Raw genomic sequence first — 18,433 nt, 5'->3', positions numbered from 1 at the left:
ACACACAATGCTGGTACCCTATGTCGTCATCTCCACTCTACAAACAGGTTCTGAAGGGAATCGCGTTAGCGCTGCTCGCGATGATCCAGCCTGTGAGTGCAGATGACGAATTTAACCTGCGGATCCTCGAGATGGACACTCCGCTGGAAAACACCTCAACGCTAAAAAATTTCATCAATGATAATGGCTTACTGCCGGGAAACTTTCTGACGACCATTATGTGGGATCGGGATGTTCTGGATAAACGCACGGTGAGTTGGATCTTGTCTGACGATAAGCAGCGCCTGTTACCGGAGCTGACCAAAGCGGATCTGCGTGCATTAGGGGTAAAAGTCGACACGATCCCGGACATGAAAGATCTGGATGATGCGGCGATAATCGATGACATCTCCCATTTTATTGATAATGCCCGCTACGATTACGACCAGGATAATCAGACCCTCAAGCTGGTGATCCCGCAAAAATACCGCGATCAGGCTGCGGCCGGGGCTATCGAGCCTAAATTCTGGGATGACGGTGCTCCCGCCGCCTGGACAAGCTACCAGTTTAGCGGCTCTCAGCAGCACTACCGTTCTGGTGAAACGTCATCTGCATGGCTTGGTCTGGAGTCGGGGATCAACCTCGGGGCGTGGCGGTTGCGTAACAACAGCACCTGGAGTGACAACGCCGGTTGGGATGCAATCGCCAGTACGCTGCAACGTGATATCAAAACCCTGCAAAGCCAGCTTGAGATAGGCCAGACGTACACTAACGGCGAGCTTTTCGACAGCGTCCAAATGACCGGCGTGAAGCTGGAAACGGATACTTCCATGCTGCCCACCAGCCAGCAGGGGTTTGCCCCCGTGGTGCGTGGTATCGCAAATAGCGATGCAAAAGTCACCATCAGGCAAAACGGCTACACCATTTATCAAAGCAACGTCTCTCCGGGGCCATTTGAGATTCGCGATTTAAGCCAGGTCACATCCGGCGCGGATCTGGAGGTGACGGTGGAAGAGGCCGACGGCAGCGAACACAGCTTCATCCAGGCCAGCGCATCGGTACCGGTGCTACAGCGGGAAGGGGCATTTAAATATTCGCTGGCGGCAGGGCGTTATCGCGGTAATGAAGGTGAGGACGAGCCCCCTTTTCTGCAAGGGACGGTCATTTACGGCCTGCCTTATGGCGTAACAACATACGCCGGCGCGCTCGTTGCATCGTCGTATCAGGCTATGCTGGCGGGAACAGGGGCCGATCTTGGCCGTTTCGGATCGGCATCCGTGGATGTGACCGCCGCCCGTACGGCTTTTGATGATGGACGAGATGATGCCCGCGGGATGTCATGGCGTGCGCAGTATTCCAGGGATATTCCGGATACAGACACCACCGTGACGCTTGCCAGCTACCGTTATTCCACCTCAGGGTTTTATACCTTTCAGGAAGCTGTCGACCAGCGTGACAGCGAGATTGACGATGGGATTTATACCTATCGGCGAACCAATAATCGGCGCAGCCGCATGCAGGTTAATCTTTCCCAACGCGTTTCGGACTGGGGATCGGCTTACCTTAATGGCTATCAGCAGGATTACTGGAACATGGCGGGACACGAGCGCAGCGTCAGTGCGGGGCTAAGCTCCGGCTGGCGCGGTATAACCTGGTCGGTAAGCTACAGCCTGACGCGTACGCCGGACGCCAATACCGATCGGCAAATGGCGTTGATGGTCAACGTACCTCTTTCACGCTGGCTAGCGAACGCATGGTCAACTTACAGCGCCAACACTGCCAGCGGTGGATTCGTTTCGCATCAGGTAGGGATCGGCGGCACGGCACTTGAGAACAATAACCTCAGCTATAACCTCCAGCAGACCTATGCCAGTCACGATACTGGCTATGGTGGCAGTGTATCCGGGCGCTACCGGGGATCTGCCGGTGATGTCGGGCTGGGGTATAACTACGGGGGCGATAACCGACAGTGGAACTACAGCGCGCAGGGTTCAATTGTTGCGCATGAACATGGAGTAACCCTGGGGCAATCCGTCCGCGACGCCTTTGCCATTGTCCATATCAAAGATGGCGATAACGTCAAAGTACAGAACGGGCGAGGGATCTACACCGATCGCTTTGGTAACGCGATTGTCCCTTCCCTGACGGCCTACCGGAAAAACGGTATTACGGTCAACACCCAGGATCGTGAAGATATTGAAATTGCCGCCGCTACCCAGGATGTTGTCCCAACAAAAGGCGCGGCCATCTCAGCGAATTTTGATGCACGAGTGGGGAAGCGTGCGCTTATCACGCTGCTTTTCCACGGCAAGCCGGTACCTTTCGGCGCCATTGTCACGCAGGAAAGTGCAACGGCTATCGTCGGTGATGAAGGAGAAGTCTGGCTTACCGGTCTGCATGAAGCGGTTTCCCTGAATGTGCAGTGGGGTGACGGGCGCGATCAACGGTGTGCGTGGGCGGGGGATCTCCCTCCCGGGCGCTCAGCAACTATTTTGAAAATGACGGTAAATTGCCAATGAGGCGTAGCAAAGAACTATTCATCAGCGCAATGGCTGGCCTAATCATGCTGTTTTCAGCTCCGGCATTCGCAACTTGTACATTTACGGGAGGCGGAAGTAGCGGGGGAATTGTTACCTTCAACATTCCCGCTGTCATCCAGCTTGAGCCAGACGTTCAGGTCGGTACCATTATTTATGACGCCAGTGTGGAATCAGGTGAAATTGCGCAAAGATGTGATGGTGATTCCGTTCGGGTACGTAGAGGCTATCTCTCATTGAGTGATGCTGATGCACGTGAAGATGTTTTACCCGGAGTGTATAAAACCAACGTGGCCGGTATTGGCATTCGCGTTGCAGCGTCTACAACCCAGTTCCCCAGCTATACCGAAGAAGACATTATCAGGCCGGAAACTTATCTTGGCACGATCAGAAGCTTTTCAACGAATTACAATTTCCGGGCTACCGCTCAGTTGATCGTTATTGGTGAAGTCGAAGAGGGCGATCTTAATACGTCCCTGTTAACCTCACATGAAACTTACGATAACGACGTGATAGGCGAAATTCGCTTTTCACCAACCAGTGTGCACATCACGACAAACACCTGTAACCTGGCGGATAAAAACATCTACGTGCCGCTAGAAACGGTCAATGCGCACGATTTTAACGGTCAGTATTCTGACATCCTGACCGACAGTCGTTTCAGGATTGATATTACGGACTGCGCCGCCGGGACAAAAATTGATTATCAGTTCACCAGTGCAGGGTCGACTGGCGTAACGGATGGCAATATCCTCAACATTGCTACCGGAGACAACGCTGCAAGCGGCGTAGGCATTCAAATCCTCGACAAGAACGATGCGGTGTTACAGTTCGACCAGAGCTACACGGCAATAACCCGTAGCCAGGACAACGTCCCGGTTGAGATCCCACTCAAAGCCCGTTACATCAAAACGGGAGAGGTTAAAGCCGGGAAAGTCGACGCCGTCGCGACTTTCGAACTCTTTTATCGTTAAGCCCTCCGGCCCGTTTCGGCGGGCTTTAGCGATCATTCCGCTAACTTCATTAACCCTCTATTTTCATCTGGTTAATTCTTAAACCCTTAAATCTTGTAGGGCCGCATACTGCTTGCTATGCAGCCAACGTTTCGCATATTATTCTGCGGTCATAATAATAATTCTCGTTTACGTTATCATTCACTTTTTCCATCAGAGATCCATCATGGCGCTTTCCAATACTGCTCAGCCAATTAACACGTCGCTGCGTAAAATCGCGGTCGTCGTAGCCACAGCGGTTGCCGGCATGTCTGCTTATGCTCATGCCGCCGAAACCCCGAAAAAAGAAGAAACCATTACTGTTACTGCCGCACCGGCTGCGCAGGAGAGTGCCTGGGGGCCTGCACCGACGATTGCAGCAAAGCGCACTGCAACGGCGACGAAAACCGATACACCGATCGAGAAAACCCCGCAGTCCATTTCCGTGGTCACACGTGAAGAGATGGACATGAAACAGCCGGGGACGGTTAAACAGGCGCTGGCCTACACGCCGAGCGTTTTCGCAACGCGCGGCGCCTCCACGACCTATGACGTGGTTTCTATTCGTGGTTTTACGACCTCCAGTACAGTGAACACCAACCAGTATCTGGACGGTATGAAGCTGCAAGGGGATAACTACTCTGAAGCGTCGATGGACCCATACTTCCTGGAGCGCGTAGAGCTGCTGCGAGGCCCGACGTCCGTACTGTATGGAAAAAGCCACCCTGGCGGCGTAGTGAGTATGGTCAGCAAGCGTCCAACCACGGAACCGTTAAAAGAAATTCAGTTCAAAATGGGGACGGATAACCTGTGGCAGACTGGGTTTGACTTCAGCGACGCGATTGATGATAACGGCGTGTGGTCCTACCGTCTGACCGGCCTGGGACGCAGTGAAAATGCGCAACAGGAGATGGTGAAGTCTACTCGTTACGCGATTGCGCCGTCTTTCAGCTGGCGTCCTGATGATAAAACCGATTTCACTTTCCTGAGCAACTTCCAGAGCGATCCGGATGCGGGTTACTACGGCTGGCTGCCGCGTGAAGGTACCGTTGTGCCTTACTATGATGCTAACGGAAAGGCGCACAAACTGCCGACCGATTTCAACGAAGGCGATGAAGACAATAAGATCTCCCGTCGTCAGAAAATGGTGGGTTACAGCTTCGCGCATGAATTCAACGACACCTTCACCGTGCGTCAGAATCTGCGTTATACCAAAATCAATACGCTTTACCGTTCAGTTTACGGTAATGGCTATATCGCTCCGGCCCAGATCAGCCGTGCGTACGTGCGCTCAGATGAAGACCTCAACTCGTTCACGGTTGATACACAGCTCCAGTCGAAATTCGCGACCGGTGCCGTTGACCATACGCTGCTGACGGGGGTGGATTACCTTCGTATGCGCAATGATATTGATGCTGACTACGGTACCGCCGATCCGATCAGCATGAACAATCCGCAGCACGGCAATGCGAACGTCAATGTGAACTTCCCGTATGCCATGCTAAATCGCCAGGAGCAGACCGGGCTCTATGCGCAGGATCAGGCGGAATGGGATAAGTGGGTACTCACCATGGGTGGCCGCTATGACTTTGCAAAAACGTATGCCTTTAACCGTAATAACGGGACCACCGCGGAAATTAACGATCAGGCATTTACCTGGCGCGGGGGGATTAACTACCTGTTCGACAACGGGATTACCCCATACTTCAGCTACAGTGAATCCTTTGAACCGCTCTCTGGCACCACCCAGGGCGGCAAACCGTTCGATCCGGCGCGCGGCAAGCAGTATGAAGCGGGCGTGAAGTATGTTCCGAAAGATCTGCCTGTTGTGGTGACGGCCGCGGTATATCAGCTGACCAAGAACAACAACCTGACCGCCGATCCGGCGAACCCGACCAGCGGCTTTAGCGTGCAGGGCGGTGAAATTCGCTCCCGTGGCTTTGAGCTGGAAGCGAAAGCGGCGGTGTCGGCTAACGTGAACGTAACGGCGGCCTACAGCTACACAGATGCGGAATATACCCACGATACCTGGTATGAAGGTCGTCGTCCGGCAGAAGTACCGCGCAACATGGCATCCCTGTGGGCGGATTACACCTTCCACGAGACGGCGCTGAGTGGCCTGACCGTCGGTGCGGGCGCGCGTTACATCGGTAACACGGTGACGTACTACTCCTCAGCGTCGCCTAAAGCCTATGAGTCCTTTAACGTCGCGGGTTATGCCCTGGCGGATGCGACCGTGAAATACGATCTGGCGCGCTTTGGTCTGCCGGGATCTTCCGTCGGCGTCAACGTGAACAACATCTTTGACCGTGAATACGTCTCCAGCTGCTACAGCGAGTATGCATGCTACTGGGGAGCAGGACGCCAGGTTGTTGCCACCGCGACCTTCCGCTTCTAACCTCTTTATGGGCACGGTTCGCCGTGCCCTTTTTATTTAAGTTGGCTGACATGCAGGATAATAAAACGCAATCCGACTCCACCTTCACGCTTAACAATCTCTCCTTTCGCGTACCCGGGCGCACCTTGCTGCATCCGCTCTCTTTGACGTTTCCCGCAGGTAAAGTGACCGGTTTAATCGGGCACAATGGTTCCGGTAAATCGACGCTGCTGAAGATGCTGGGTCGTCATCAGCCGCCGTCCGAGGGCGACATATTGCTGGATGACCAGCCGCTGGCGAGCTGGAGCAGTAAGGCCTTTGCCCGCAAGGTGGCCTATCTGCCGCAGCAGTTGCCGCAGGCGGAGGGGATGACGGTGCGCGAGCTGGTGGCGATTGGACGTTATCCGTGGCACGGTGCGCTCGGGCGTTTTGGCGTCGCTGACAGGGAGAAAGTGGAAGAGGCGATCGCGCTGGTTGGGTTAAAACCGCTGGCGCACCGTCTGGTGGATAGCCTGTCCGGTGGCGAGCGTCAGCGCGCATGGATCGCGATGCTGGTGGCGCAGGACAGCCGCTGCCTGCTGCTCGACGAACCCACTTCGGCGCTGGATATTGCTCATCAGGTTGACGTCCTGGCGCTGGTGCATCGCTTAAGTCAGCAGCGCGGCCTGACGGTGATTGCCGTTCTGCATGATATCAACATGGCGGCACGCTATTGCGACTACCTGGTAGCGCTGCGCGGCGGTGAAATGATCGCTCAGGGTACGCCTGCCGAACTGATGCGCAGCGAAACGCTGGAACATATCTACGGTATTCCTATGGGCATCCTGCCTCACCCAGCCGGGGCTGCACCCGTGAGCTTTGTCTACTGATGCTGGATTCAACATTCATTAGCCGCCGTCGCCTGCTGACGGCCATGGCGCTCTCACCGCTGCTGTTAAAGATGGGCCCGGCCCGCGCTGCCGCTATCGATCCGCACCGCATCGTGGCGCTGGAGTGGTTGCCCGTCGAACTGATGATGGCGCTTGGCGTGACGCCTTACGGCGTGGCCGATATTCCCAACTACACCCTGTGGGTGAATGAGCCAAAACTGCCGGACTCCGTCATCGACATTGGCCTGCGTACGGAGCCGAACCTTGAGCTTCTCACCCAGATGAAACCGTCTTATTTATTCTGGTCTGCGGGGTATGGCCCGTCGGAAGAGACCATGGCGAAGATTGCGCCCGGACGGGGCTTTTCCTTTAGCGACGGCAAAAAGCCGCTGACCATGGCAAAAAATTCCATCCACGAGATGGCGCAGTTTCTCAACCGTGAGGCTCAGGCGAAAAAACATCTCGATGAATTTGATGCGCTGATTGATTCCCTCAAGCCGCGCTTTGCCCACCGTGGCGATCGGCCTTTGCTGATGGTAACCCTGCTGGATGCCCGCCATATGCTTGTCTTTGGAAATAACTGTCTGTTCCAGGAAGTGCTCGACAGCTTTGGCATTCGCAATGCCTGGGAAGGCGAGATGACATTCTGGGGCAGTACCGCCGTGGGTATTGACCGTCTGGCGGCGTTTCGTGATGTGGACGTGCTGTGCTTCGATCACGGGAACGAGCGCGAGATGCAAACCCTGATGGCGACCCCGCTCTGGCAGGCAATGCCGTTCGTCCGCGAGCAGCGCTTCCTGCGCGCGCCAGCGGTATGGTTCTACGGCGCGACGCTGTCGGCAATGCATTTTGCCCGCGTGCTGGACAATGCACTGGGAGGCAAGGCATGAGCACGCGTATGGCTCGTTTCCCAATGTTGCTGTTAGCGCTCATTTTTCTGGCTGCCCTGATGTTAACCGGCTTTAACCTGAGCACGGCGTTACCGCGCGATCAATGGGCAGCCGCGTTTGCCGCACCGGATATCGATAATATTCAGCAAATGCTGTTCCACTACAGCCTGCTGCCGCGTCTGGCTATCTCCCTGCTGGTCGGGGCGGGACTGGGACTGGTGGGCGTACTGTTTCAGCAGGTGCTGCGTAACCCGCTGGCAGAGCCGACCACGCTGGGCGTGGCGACGGGGGCTCAGCTGGGGATCACCATCACCACTCTCTGGACCCTGCCGGGAGCGTTAACCTCGCAGTTTGCCGCGCTGGCAGGCGCATGTGTGGTCGGTGCGCTGGTCTTTGGCGTGGCCTGGGGAAAACGTCTCTCGCCGGTCACGCTGATCCTCGCGGGGCTGGTCGTCAGCCTCTACTGTGGGGCGATCAACCAGCTGCTGGTGCTGTTTCACCACGACCAGCTGCAAAGCATGTTTATGTGGAGTACCGGCACGCTCACCCAGACCGACTGGAGTATCGTCCAGCGCCTGTGGCCGCAGCTGTTCGGCGGCGTGGTGCTGACGCTGCTGCTGCTGCGTCCGCTGACGTTGATGGGCCTCGATGACGGCGTGGCGCGCAATCTGGGGCTGGCGCTGTCGCTGGCGCGTCTGGCGGCCCTGACCCTGGCGATTGTGCTGAGCGCGTTACTGGTTAACGCCGTCGGCATCATCGGGTTTATCGGCCTGTTTGCGCCATTGCTGGCAAAAATGCTCGGCGCGCGCCGTCTGCTGGCGCGTCTGATGCTGGCTCCGCTGATTGGCGCGCTGATCCTCTGGCTTTCCGATCAACTCATTCTCTGGCTGGCGCGCGTCTGGATGGAAGTTTCCACGGGCTCGGTGACGGCCCTGATCGGCGCGCCGCTGCTGCTGTGGCTGCTGCCGCGCCTGCGCAGCATTAGCGCCCCGGCAATGGATGCCGGCGATAAAGTACATGCCGAACGTCAGTCGGTGGTGTGGTTCAGCCTTGCCGGGCTGGCGGTGCTGGTTATCGCCTCGTTTGCCGCACTCTCGCTGGGACGCGACGCCACGGGCTGGCACTGGGCGACGGGGGATTTGCTGCATGAACTCATGCAGTGGCGCTGGCCGCGGATCTTCTCCGCGCTAATTGCGGGCGTCATGCTGGCGGTGGCGGGCTGTATTATCCAACGTCTCACCGGCAACCCGATGGCAAGCCCGGAAGTATTAGGGATCAGCTCCGGGGCCGCGTTTGGCGTAGTGTTAATGTTGTTCCTCGTGCCGGGAAATGCGTTCGGCTGGCTGATGCCTGCCGGGAGTATCGGCGCGGCAGTCACGCTGATGATTATCCTGATCGCCTCCGGGCGAGGGGGGTTCTCACCTCACCGCATGCTGCTGGCCGGGATGGCGCTCAGCACCGCGTTTACTATGCTGCTGATGATGTTGCAGGCGAGCGGCGATCCGCGCATGGCGCAGATCCTGACCTGGATTTCCGGTTCAACGTACAACGCTACCGGCAGTCAGGTGGTGCATACCGGGATTGTGATGATCGTACTGCTGGCGATTGTGCCGCTGTGCCGTCGCTGGATGACCATTCTGCCGCTGGGTGGGGATACCGCCCGCGCGGTCGGGGTGGCGCTGACGCCAACGCGTATCGCCCTGTTGCTGCTGGCCGCGTGCCTGACGGCGACGGCCACCATGACTATCGGCCCGCTCAGTTTTGTCGGATTAATGGCGCCGCATATCGCCCGTATGATGGGCTTCCGCAGGACTTTGCCGCATATCGTGATCTCTGCGCTGACGGGCGGAGCGATCCTGGTCTTTGCTGACTGGTGCGGAAGGATGGTGCTGTTCCCGTATCAGATCCCGGCGGGCCTGCTGTCGACCTTTATCGGCGCGCCGTACTTTATATATCTGTTGAGAAAGCAAAGTCGGTAATAAAAGTAAACGGCAATCCTTAGATTGCCGTTTTCGTGTTTGCTCCCTCTCCCAAGGGAAGATGGAGAACATCGTAGGCCGGGTAAGCGTTAGCGCCACCCGGCAATGCCCTTAGAGCTTCGCAAACACCTTACGCGCTGCGTCGATGGTGTTATTGATATCTTCCTCGCTGTGTGCCACGGACATAAAGCCCGCTTCAAACGCTGACGGGGCCAGATACACGCCTTCTTCCAGCATCAGGTGGAAGAAGCGTTTGAAGCGTTCCACGTCGCATTTCACCACGTCCTGATAGCAAGTCACGGTTTTCGCATCGGTGAAGAAAATCCCGAACATCCCGCCGACGTGGTTTACCACCAGCGGAATACCCGCGTCTTCTGCGGCTTCCAGCAGGCCGTTTGCCAGCTGCGTCGTCCGGTCCGTCAGGGTTTCGTGGATACCCGGCTGCGCCACTTCGGTCAAACAGGCAAAGCCCGCCGCCATCGCAATCGGGTTACCGGAGAGCGTACCCGCCTGGTAAACCGGACCGGTTGGCGCCAGCGCGTCCATCACGTCCTTACGGCCGCCAAACGCGCCGACAGGCATGCCGCCGCCAATGATTTTGCCGAGGCAGGTCAGATCCGGCTCTACGCCGTAGTATGACTGCGCTCCCGCCAGCGCGACGCGGAAACCGGTCATCACTTCGTCGATGATCAGCAACGCGCCGAACTCATCGCACAGTGCGCGCAGGCCCGGCAGGAAATCCGGCTGCGGTGGAATACAGTTCATGTTGCCCGCCACCGGTTCAACGATGATGCAGGCGATCTCCTGCGGATACTGCTCGAACGCGGCGCGAACGGTGTTCAGATCGTTATAGGTGCAGGTCAGCGTGTGTTTCGCGAAATCAGCCGGCACCCCCGGGGAGTTCGGTTGACCGAGCGTCAGCGCGCCGGAACCGGCTTTTACCAGCAGGCAGTCGGCGTGGCCGTGATAACAACCTTCGAACTTGATGATCTTGTCACGACCGGTAAAACCGCGCGCCAGACGAATAGCGCTCATGGTCGCTTCGGTACCGGAGTTCACCATACGCACCATGTCCATCGTTGGCACCAGCTCGGTGACCAGCTCCGCCATTTTGACTTCCATCTCGGTTGGCGCGCCGAAGCTCAGGCCGCGCTGAGCGGCTTCAATCACCGCATTGCGGATCGCCGGGTGGTTGTGCCCCAGTACCATCGGGCCCCAGGAGCCGACGTAATCGACATAGGCTTTACCATCCACATCATACAGATATGCGCCATCCGCACGTTCGATAAACAGCGGGGTGCCACCCACGCCGGTAAAGGCGCGCACGGGTGAGTTTACGCCGCCTGGGATAAGCTCGCGGGCTGCGCTGTAGAGGTTTTCAGACTTGCTCATGGCGTCGTTCCTGGTTCGTAGAAATAAGTTAAGGCAACTATTCTAAGTGATTCGGAAGAGGTTATAAAATTTTTGCCCCTCAGAAGGCTTAACAATTGTTAAGTATTTTTCAGGGGACGAGGGGATTGTCTCTGGTAGAATCCCTGCGGCCTTTTGTATGACGAAACAGAACAGGTAATGAACGAGAACACACCTTCTTTTGAACAACAACAGTTTACGCGCGCGAAGCACCGGGTCAGTATCCGGCGGCTGCTCAACCGTGACAAAACCCCGTTAGCCATTCTGCTGGCAGCCGCCGTGGTCGGTACGCTGGCCGGGCTGGTGGGGGTCGCATTCGAGAAAGCGGTCAACGCGGTGCTCAACTGGCGCATAGGTACCGTCGCCAGCTTTGCCGATCGGGAATGGCTGGTCTGGGTGTGGGCATTTGGCCTTTCGGCGCTGTTTGCCATGGTGGGGTATTTTCTGGTGCGTAAATTCGCACCTGAAGCAGGTGGCTCGGGGATCCCTGAAATTGAGGGGGCGCTGGAGGAGCTACGCCCGGTTCGCTGGTGGCGGGTGCTTCCTGTGAAATTTATCGGCGGGATGGGAACCCTCGGGGCGGGCATGGTGCTCGGTCGGGAAGGGCCAACGGTACAGCTGGGCGGTAACGTCGGGCGCATGGTCGGCGATCTGTTCCGTATGCGCAGCGCCGAAGCTCGGCATACGCTACTGGCGACGGGGGCCGCAGCGGGGCTGTCTGCGGCGTTTAACGCGCCGCTGGCGGGTATCCTGTTTATCATTGAAGAGATGCGCGCCCAGTTCCGCTACAACCTGATCTCCATTAAAGCGGTGTTTACCGGCGTGATTATGTCGAGCATTGTCTTTCGCGTCTTTAACGGCGAAGGAGCGGTGATTGAAGTTGGCAAGCTGACCAATGCGCCGGTCAATACTTTATGGCTGTATCTGGTTCTTGGGATGATTTTTGGCGTCGTCGGCCCGCTTTTTAACACCCTGATTTTACGGGCGCAGGATATGTTTCAGCGCATCCATGGCGGAAATACCACGAAATGGGTGCTGGTGGGAGGCCTGCTTGGCGGCGTGTGCGGGATCCTCGGTTTCATCGAACCGAATGCGGCGGGCGGCGGTTTCGGCCTGATTCCCATTGCCGCGGCGGGGAATTTCAGCGTAGGCCTGCTGCTGTTTATGTTTATTTCACGCGTCATCACCACGGTATTGTGCTTCTCCTCTGGCGCCCCGGGCGGCATTTTTGCTCCGATGCTGGCACTGGGGACGCTGCTGGGTACGGCGTTCGGGATGGCGGCGGCGGCAGGTTTCCCGGCCTACCATCTGGATGCGGGGACGTTTGCGGTTGCGGGAATGGGGGCGCTGCTGGCGGCCTCCCTGCGCGCGCCGCTGACCGGGATCGTACTGGTGCTGGAAATGACCGACAATTACCAGCTCATTTTGCCAATGATCATTACCTGTCTCGGCGCGACACTATTAGCCCAATTCCTGGGTGGAAAACCGCTATACTCCACCATTCTTGCCCGTACCCTGGCGAAACAGGAAGCTGAACAGGCCCTGAAGCAGAATACTTGAATGAATTACCAGGGTATTAGATAATGACAAAAAGAATTGGGTGATTTTTGCCCAATAGCAGTCGCAGTATTCATGGGAGCATAAGATGAGTGATGACGTAGCGTTGCCGCTGGAATTTACCGAAGCAGCAGCGAAAAAAGTGAAAACCCTGATTGCCGACGAGGACAATCCGGATCTGAAACTGCGTGTTTATATTACCGGCGGCGGCTGTAGTGGCTTCCAGTATGGTTTTACCTTTGACGATCAGGTTAACGATGGTGATATGACTATCGAGAAACAGGGCGTCGCGCTGGTGGTTGACCCGATGAGCCTGCAATATCTGGTGGGCGGTTCAGTGGACTACACTGAAGGTCTGGAAGGTTCGCGCTTTGTGGTGACTAACCCGAATGCGACCAGCACCTGCGGGTGTGGTTCTTCGTTCAGTATTTAAGCCTGAACGCAGATTGTAGGCCCGGTAAGCGAAGCGCTACCGGGCTTATAAACGACGCCTATCTTGAATTTTCATCCAGCGCAAACGTCGGCAGCTTCAGGTGCCAGCGTATCGCCGCTAAACGGATCACCAGCGTGACCACCATCCCCAGCATCGCCGCATTCTCCAGCGGGACAGCAAAGGTGTAATACGCCGTGGCGTGAACAATCCCCCCGATGATACAGGCCGTCGCGTAGATTTCCGTTCGCAGGATCATCGGGACTTCTCGCGCCAGTATGTCGCGAATAATCCCTCCGCCCACGCCGGTTAACACGCCCATACAGATCGCCACCAGCGGGCCAGTCCCGGCAATAAAGGCTTTATTCACGCCTATTCCCACAAAGACCGCCAGACCGACGGCATCCAGCACCGGCAATATCCATTTTGGCAGTCTGCGAGGCTGACGAACCAGCACGATGGTTAACAGGCAGGTGACCATCGCCACCACCAGATCCGTGGGATCTTTTACCCAAAATACCGGGCCATTTGCCAGCGCCATATCGCGGATCGTTCCGCCTCCCACCGCCGTAACAACGCCGAGTACCAGTACGCCAAAAGGGTCCATGCGCAGTTTTCCGGCAAGCAAAACGCCGGAGATAGCAAAAACGGCTGTGCCAAGAATATCCAGCCAATACACGAGCATCGTTAAATCCTCGAAGGGGGTATTTATCTGTTTGAGTGACTCTCTGCCAGTTCGGCGCAGAGTTGTTTTGCGGCGAGGATAATACGCGGGCTGGCGCGTTCAAACCAGTCGCTGTTGAGTGCGATGACCGGAATTTTAAGCTGCCGATGCCAGAATTGTTCTATTTTAGGAATCTCGCTCGCATTTCCGACCACCACAATGGCCTGCGGTTGTCGCGCAAGAACCTGCTCACGACTGACCTGGGGCCAGGGAACCCGGCTTTCGGCAAAGATATTTTCACCTCCACAGGTTTCAAGCACCTGGTTCTGGATCGAGCCTTTCCCGGTAGTGAACAGCGGCTGGCTGCCAAATTGCAGAAAAACGCGTTGTTTCGGTTGCGTGCCGTATCGGGCTTTTAGCGCGGCATAGTCGTTGAGCATCTGCTGTGCAGCCTGCCCGGCGCGTTGGGGGGTAGGGCTGAAAGGCGCGAGGTCACGGAGGGTTTGCGCCACCTGTTCGATGCTCACCGCGTCCACCCATTTTACCGTTATTCCCAGCGAAGAGAGCTGGTTCACCTGCCGTTCGGCATTACCGCCGCGCCAGGCGAGGACCAGATCGGGCTTCAGCGCCACGATGCGTTCCAGGTTCATTCCCTGCCAGGTGGCAACCTGTTCGATATGGGCGGCCTGCGGTGGATAATCGGAAAAGCTGCTCACCGCAACGGGCGTGATCCCGGCGGCAAACGCCAGTTCCGTATTGGCAGGGGAGAGAGTGATCACCCGCGGCGCGGCGATGAGCCAGGCCGGAGCGAGCAGAAGCAGGGCGACCAGCGCCCTGAATGACACCTTACCCACGCGCCAGTTTCTGCACCAGAGTTTCCACCATCACGGTGGACTGTTTGGCCGCAACGGCCAGGAATTCGTCGAAGCTGATGTGGGACTGCTGGTCCGCCACGTCAGAGATCGCGCGAACGACCACGAACGGCACGCTGAAGTTATGGCATACGTGCGCGATGGCCGTGGCTTCCATCTCAACGGCCACAGCCTGCGGGAAGTTATGACGGATTTTCGCCAGACCGACAGAGCCGTTGATAAAGGCATCGCCGCTGACGATCAGGCCACGCACCGCATTGAGGTTCAGCTCGTTAATGCAGCTTTCAGCGGCGGCAATCAGCTTATCATCCGCTTTAAACCCGGCCGGGCAGCCCGGAAGCTGACCATATTCGTAGCCGAATGCGGTGACATCTGCATCGTGATAACGCGCTTCGTCGGAAACCACGATATCGCCCACTTTCAGCGTCGGCGCCAGGCCGCCCGCAGAACCCGTATTAATGATAACGTCAGGCTTGCAGCGCTCAAGCAGCAGGGTCGCGCCCAGTGCCGCTGCAACTTTACCGATGCCTGATTTCAGCAGAGCCACGTCAACACCGTTCAACTGGCCGGTGTAGATCTCACAGCCACCGAGGGAGAGGGTCTGACGGTTCTCAATTTTGTCACGCAGCAGCGTAACTTCTTCTTCCATTGCACCAATAATGCCGATTTTCATAGATTTACTCGCGATGTGCCTTGTTAAGATGCATAGTCTATCATGCGGTTAAGGGGAAACGCATTCTCACGCGGGGGAGCACATGGCACCAATCGATTTTCGCACCAAAATTAACTGGCACCGACGTTTCCGTTCGCCACAGGGCGATAAGAGCGAACATGAGATCCTGCGCATTTTCGAAAGCGATCGCGGACGCATCATCAACTCGCCCGCCATCCGTCGGTTACAGCAAAAAACCCAGGTGTTCCCGCTGGAGCGTAACGCCGCGGTGCGTACGCGGTTAACGCACTCCATGGAAGTGCAGCAGGTGGGGCGCTACATTGCGAAAGAGATCCTCAGTCGCCTTAAAGAGCAACGTCTGCTGGAAACCTACGGACTGGATGAACTGACCGGGCCGTTCGAAAGCATCGTTGAGATGGCCTGCCTGATGCACGATATCGGCAATCCTCCCTTTGGTCATTTCGGCGAGGCCGCCATCAATGACTGGTTTAAACAGCGGCTTTTTCCCTCTGACGCCATAAGCCAGCCGCTCAGCGATGACCGCTGTGTGGTACGCGATTTATGTCTGCGTGAAGGCGAAGATAGCCTGAACGATCTGCGCCGTAAGGTGCGCCAGGATCTGTGTCATTTCGAAGGTAACGCGCAGGGGATCCGTCTGGTGCACTCCCTGATGCGGATGAATCTGACCTGGGCCCAGGTGGGCTGTATTCTTAAATACACGCGTCCCGCATGGTGGACCGGAGAAACGCCCGCCACGCATAGCTACCTGATGAAAAAACCGGGCTATTACTTATCGGAAGAAGCATACATCGCGCGGTTGCGTAAAGAACTGTCTCTTACCCCTAATGGCCGTTTTCCATTGACATGGATTATGGAAGCGGCTGATGACATTTCTTATTGCGTGGCCGATCTGGAAGACGCGGTGGAAAAAAGAATATTCAGCGTCGAGGAGCTGTATCAGCATCTTCATGATGCCTGGGGAGAGCATGAAAAAGGTTCTCTGTTTGCGCAGGTCGTCGAGAATGCCTGGGATAAATCGCGTTCAAATTCGCTGAGCCGCAGTACCGAAGATCAGTTCTTTATGTATTTGCGGGTGAACACACTGAATAAACTGGTGCCGTATGCGGCCGCCCGTTTCATTGATAATTTGCCGATGATATTTAGCGGGGAATTTAATCACGCCCTGCTGGAAGATGAGAGCAGTTTTAGTCAGCTTCTTGAATTATATAAAAACGTGGCTGTTCGCCATGTTTTCAGCCACCCGGATGTCGAACAGCTGGAGCTGCAAGGATACCGGGTTATCAGCGGGTTGCTGGAAATTTATGGTCCGCTGCTCCAGCTGACGGTCGATGAGTTTTGCGAGCTGGTCGAAAATGAACGTGTTCGCCGCTTGCCGATTGAATCTCGTCTCTATCAGAAGCTTTCAACCCGCCACCGGCTGGCATACATTGAGGCCGTCAGTAAAATAGATCGCCATTCTTCCCAATGGCCAGTTATGGAATATTATTATCGCTGTCGTCTTATCCAGGACTATATCAGCGGGATGACAGATTTGTATGCCTGGGATGAATACCGCAAGCTTATGGCCGTTGAATAAGCCATGAGTTTTGTAAAGACGACCAATAAATTTTTACTTTTTCCATAAACTTAATCCCGGAACTAAGCGGTATAAAACGAATCTGAGTTACACAGCAATTTTGCGTTATCTGGTAAATCGAGATTGAGAAACATGAAAAAAACCACATTAGCAATGAGTGCACTGGCTCTGAGTTTAGGTTTAGCGCTGTCCCCTCTGGCGATGGCGGCCGAGACAGCTTCCTCGGCAGCGACTGCGCAGCAGTTGCCAAGCCTGGCCCCGATGCTCGAAAAAGTGATGCCATCGGTGGTGAGTATTAACGTTGAGGGCAGCACGACCGTCAATACGCCGCGTATGCCGCGTAATTTCCAGCAGTTCTTCGGCGATAATTCGCCATTCTGCCAGGACGGTTCGCCATTCCAGAGCTCCCCGTTCTGTCAGGGCGGCGGCGCAGGGGATGACGGCATGGGCGGCGGCCAGCAGCAGAAATTCATGGCACTCGGCTCGGGCGTGATTATTGATGCAGCGAAAGGCTACGTGGTGACCAATAACCACGTGGTAGATAATGCTAACACCATTAAGGTGCAGATGAGCGATGGCCGTAAATTCGATGCCAAAGTGGTTGGTAAAGACCCGCGCTCTGATATCGCGCTGATTCAAATCCAGGATCCGAAGAACCTGACGGCGATTAAGCTTGCCGACTCTGACGCGCTGCGCGTGGGTGACTACACCGTCGCCATCGGTAACCCGTTTGGTCTGGGCGAAACCGTGACCTCGGGTATCGTCTCTGCGCTGGGACGTAGCGGCCTGAACGCGGAAAACTATGAAAACTTCATCCAGACGGATGCGGCCATTAACCGCGGTAACTCCGGCGGTGCGCTGGTTAACCTGAACGGTGAGCTGATCGGTATCAACACCGCTATCCTGGCACCGGACGGTGGCAACATCGGTATCGGCTTTGCTATCCCGAGCAACATGGTGAAAAACCTGACTGCGCAGATGGTGCAATATGGACAGGTGAAACGCGGTGAGCTGGGTATCATGGGTACCGAGCTGAACTCCGAGCTGGCGAAAGCGATGAAAGTGGACGCTCAGCGCGGCGCATTCGTAAGCCAGGTCATGCCGAACTCCTCGGCGGCGAAAGCCGGCATTAAAGCGGGTGACGTCATTACCTCGTTGAACGGTAAACCGATCAGCAGCTTTGCCGCCCTGCGTGCGGAAGTGGGTTCTATGCCAATCGGCAGTAAAGTGACCCTCGGCCTGCTGCGTGAAGGTAAACCGGTTAACGTGAGCCTGGAACTGCAACAGAGCAGTCAGAATCAGGTCGATTCCAGCACCATCTTCAGCGGTATTGAAGGTGCCGAGATGAGCAACAAAGGGGCAGATAAAGGCGTGGTGGTGAACAACGTGAAAGCGAACTCACCTGCTGCCCGTATCGGCCTGAAAAAAGGTGATGTGATCATGGGCGCTAACCAGCAGCCGGTGAAAAACATCGCTGAGCTGCGCAAAATTCTCGACAGCAAGCCGTCCGTGCTGGCACTGAATATTCAGCGTGGTGATACCTCTATTTATCTCCTGATGCAGTAATCTTCTTAAGCCCCTGTTCGCAGGGGCTTTCTCTTTTCTGT

The 18,433-nt window shown here is 56.2% G+C and carries 14 protein-coding genes; 10 read left to right on the top strand and 4 right to left on the bottom strand.

Translation table 11 applies throughout. The features are described from left to right. Positions 1 to 20 precede the first annotated feature (20 nt). The 6 genes from INF61_RS18590 (at position 21) to fhuB (ending at position 9,623) form a co-directional block, all read left to right on the top strand. Positions 21 to 2,498 carry a fimbria/pilus outer membrane usher protein gene (locus tag INF61_RS18590; protein WP_047364734.1) on the top strand — a complete coding sequence of 826 codons (2,478 nt, stop codon included), beginning with the start codon at positions 21 to 23 and terminating at the stop codon, positions 2,496 to 2,498. A 44-nt stretch (positions 2,499 to 2,542) separates the two neighbouring features. Then, entirely contained in the window at positions 2,543 to 3,490 is a 948-nt protein-coding gene (locus tag INF61_RS18585) for a fimbrial protein (protein WP_223826492.1), read from the top strand. Between the two features lie 205 nt (positions 3,491 to 3,695). Further along, complete coding sequence (gene fhuA, locus INF61_RS18580; protein WP_193547990.1) at positions 3,696 to 5,906, top strand: ferrichrome porin FhuA; 2,211 nt, start codon at positions 3,696 to 3,698, stop codon at positions 5,904 to 5,906. A 50-nt stretch (positions 5,907 to 5,956) separates the two neighbouring features. After that, positions 5,957 to 6,754, top strand: coding sequence for a Fe3+-hydroxamate ABC transporter ATP-binding protein FhuC (gene fhuC, locus INF61_RS18575; RefSeq protein WP_003856242.1), 798 nt, complete (start codon positions 5,957 to 5,959; stop codon positions 6,752 to 6,754). Continuing rightward, a complete protein-coding gene (fhuD, locus tag INF61_RS18570) occupies positions 6,754 to 7,644 on the top strand; it encodes a Fe(3+)-hydroxamate ABC transporter substrate-binding protein FhuD (RefSeq protein ID WP_003856240.1) in 891 nt (296 codons plus the stop codon). Before fhuC ends, fhuD begins: the two co-directional genes overlap by 1 nt. Next, positions 7,641 to 9,623: a Fe(3+)-hydroxamate ABC transporter permease FhuB gene (fhuB, locus tag INF61_RS18565; RefSeq protein ID WP_017383744.1), complete on the top strand. Its 1,983-nt coding sequence runs from the start codon at positions 7,641 to 7,643 to the stop codon at positions 9,621 to 9,623. Before fhuD ends, fhuB begins: the two co-directional genes overlap by 4 nt. Positions 9,624 to 9,734: 111 nt before the next feature. On the opposite strand, the gene hemL is transcribed toward fhuB, so the two are convergent. Then, positions 9,735 to 11,015: a glutamate-1-semialdehyde 2,1-aminomutase gene (hemL, locus tag INF61_RS18560; RefSeq protein WP_015572714.1), complete on the bottom strand. Its 1,281-nt coding sequence runs from the start codon at positions 11,013 to 11,015 to the stop codon at positions 9,735 to 9,737. A gap of 177 nt (positions 11,016 to 11,192) precedes the next feature. Between hemL and clcA the strand changes: the two genes are divergently transcribed. Both clcA and erpA read left to right on the top strand, forming a co-directional pair. Continuing rightward, positions 11,193 to 12,593, top strand: coding sequence for a H(+)/Cl(-) exchange transporter ClcA (clcA, locus tag INF61_RS18555; RefSeq protein WP_017383743.1), 1,401 nt, complete (start codon positions 11,193 to 11,195; stop codon positions 12,591 to 12,593). Between the two features lie 85 nt (positions 12,594 to 12,678). Beyond that, entirely contained in the window at positions 12,679 to 13,023 is a 345-nt protein-coding gene (gene erpA, locus INF61_RS18550) for an iron-sulfur cluster insertion protein ErpA (protein ID WP_003856230.1), read from the top strand. Between the two features lie 58 nt (positions 13,024 to 13,081). Here erpA and INF61_RS18545 read toward each other — a convergent pair whose 3' ends face one another. Genes INF61_RS18545 through mtnN form a run of 3 tightly spaced genes read right to left on the bottom strand, consistent with a single transcriptional unit; the run spans position 13,082 to position 15,229 of the window. Next, a complete protein-coding gene (locus INF61_RS18545) occupies positions 13,082 to 13,705 on the bottom strand; it encodes a TRIC cation channel family protein (RefSeq protein WP_003856227.1) in 624 nt (207 codons plus the stop codon). A 23-nt stretch (positions 13,706 to 13,728) separates the two neighbouring features. Next, positions 13,729 to 14,538, bottom strand: a complete 810-nt coding sequence (btuF, locus tag INF61_RS18540; RefSeq protein ID WP_017383741.1) for a vitamin B12 ABC transporter substrate-binding protein BtuF — start codon at positions 14,536 to 14,538, stop codon at positions 13,729 to 13,731. Beyond that, a complete protein-coding gene (gene mtnN / locus INF61_RS18535; protein WP_003856223.1) occupies positions 14,531 to 15,229 on the bottom strand; it encodes a 5'-methylthioadenosine/S-adenosylhomocysteine nucleosidase in 699 nt (232 codons plus the stop codon). The genes btuF and mtnN overlap by 8 nt, the downstream gene beginning before the upstream one ends. An 82-nt stretch (positions 15,230 to 15,311) precedes the next feature. On the opposite strand from mtnN, the gene dgt reads away from it, so the two are divergent. Both dgt and degP read left to right on the top strand, forming a co-directional pair. After that, complete coding sequence (gene dgt / locus INF61_RS18530; RefSeq protein WP_023295945.1) at positions 15,312 to 16,826, top strand: dGTPase; 1,515 nt, start codon at positions 15,312 to 15,314, stop codon at positions 16,824 to 16,826. A 132-nt stretch (positions 16,827 to 16,958) separates the two neighbouring features. Continuing rightward, entirely contained in the window at positions 16,959 to 18,392 is a 1,434-nt protein-coding gene (gene degP, locus INF61_RS18525) for a serine endoprotease DegP (RefSeq protein WP_193547989.1), read from the top strand. Positions 18,393 to 18,433: the final 41 nt, after the last annotated feature.

The sequence above is a fragment of the Enterobacter cloacae complex sp. P18RS genome, assembly GCF_014982105.1.
Taxonomy (GTDB): Bacteria; Pseudomonadota; Gammaproteobacteria; order Enterobacterales; family Enterobacteriaceae; genus Enterobacter; species Enterobacter hormaechei_C.
This window is presented reverse-complemented; position numbering and strand designations above follow the sequence as displayed.

Coding starts and splice junctions, on each gene's coding strand:
- INF61_RS18590 (WP_047364734.1), top strand. CDS start 21: ATGTCGTCATCTCCACTCTACAAACAGGTTCTGAAGGGAATCGCGTTA.
- INF61_RS18585 (WP_223826492.1), top strand. CDS start 2,543: ATGCTGTTTTCAGCTCCGGCATTCGCAACTTGTACATTTACGGGAGGC.
- fhuA (WP_193547990.1), top strand. CDS start 3,696: ATGGCGCTTTCCAATACTGCTCAGCCAATTAACACGTCGCTGCGTAAA.
- fhuC (WP_003856242.1), top strand. CDS start 5,957: ATGCAGGATAATAAAACGCAATCCGACTCCACCTTCACGCTTAACAAT.
- fhuD (WP_003856240.1), top strand. CDS start 6,754: ATGCTGGATTCAACATTCATTAGCCGCCGTCGCCTGCTGACGGCCATG.
- fhuB (WP_017383744.1), top strand. CDS start 7,641: ATGAGCACGCGTATGGCTCGTTTCCCAATGTTGCTGTTAGCGCTCATT.
- hemL (WP_015572714.1), bottom strand. CDS start 11,015: ATGAGCAAGTCTGAAAACCTCTACAGCGCAGCCCGCGAGCTTATCCCA.
- clcA (WP_017383743.1), top strand. CDS start 11,193: ATGAACGAGAACACACCTTCTTTTGAACAACAACAGTTTACGCGCGCG.
- erpA (WP_003856230.1), top strand. CDS start 12,679: ATGAGTGATGACGTAGCGTTGCCGCTGGAATTTACCGAAGCAGCAGCG.
- INF61_RS18545 (WP_003856227.1), bottom strand. CDS start 13,705: ATGCTCGTGTATTGGCTGGATATTCTTGGCACAGCCGTTTTTGCTATC.
- mtnN (WP_003856223.1), bottom strand. CDS start 15,229: ATGAAAATCGGCATTATTGGTGCAATGGAAGAAGAAGTTACGCTGCTG.
- dgt (WP_023295945.1), top strand. CDS start 15,312: ATGGCACCAATCGATTTTCGCACCAAAATTAACTGGCACCGACGTTTC.
- degP (WP_193547989.1), top strand. CDS start 16,959: ATGAAAAAAACCACATTAGCAATGAGTGCACTGGCTCTGAGTTTAGGT.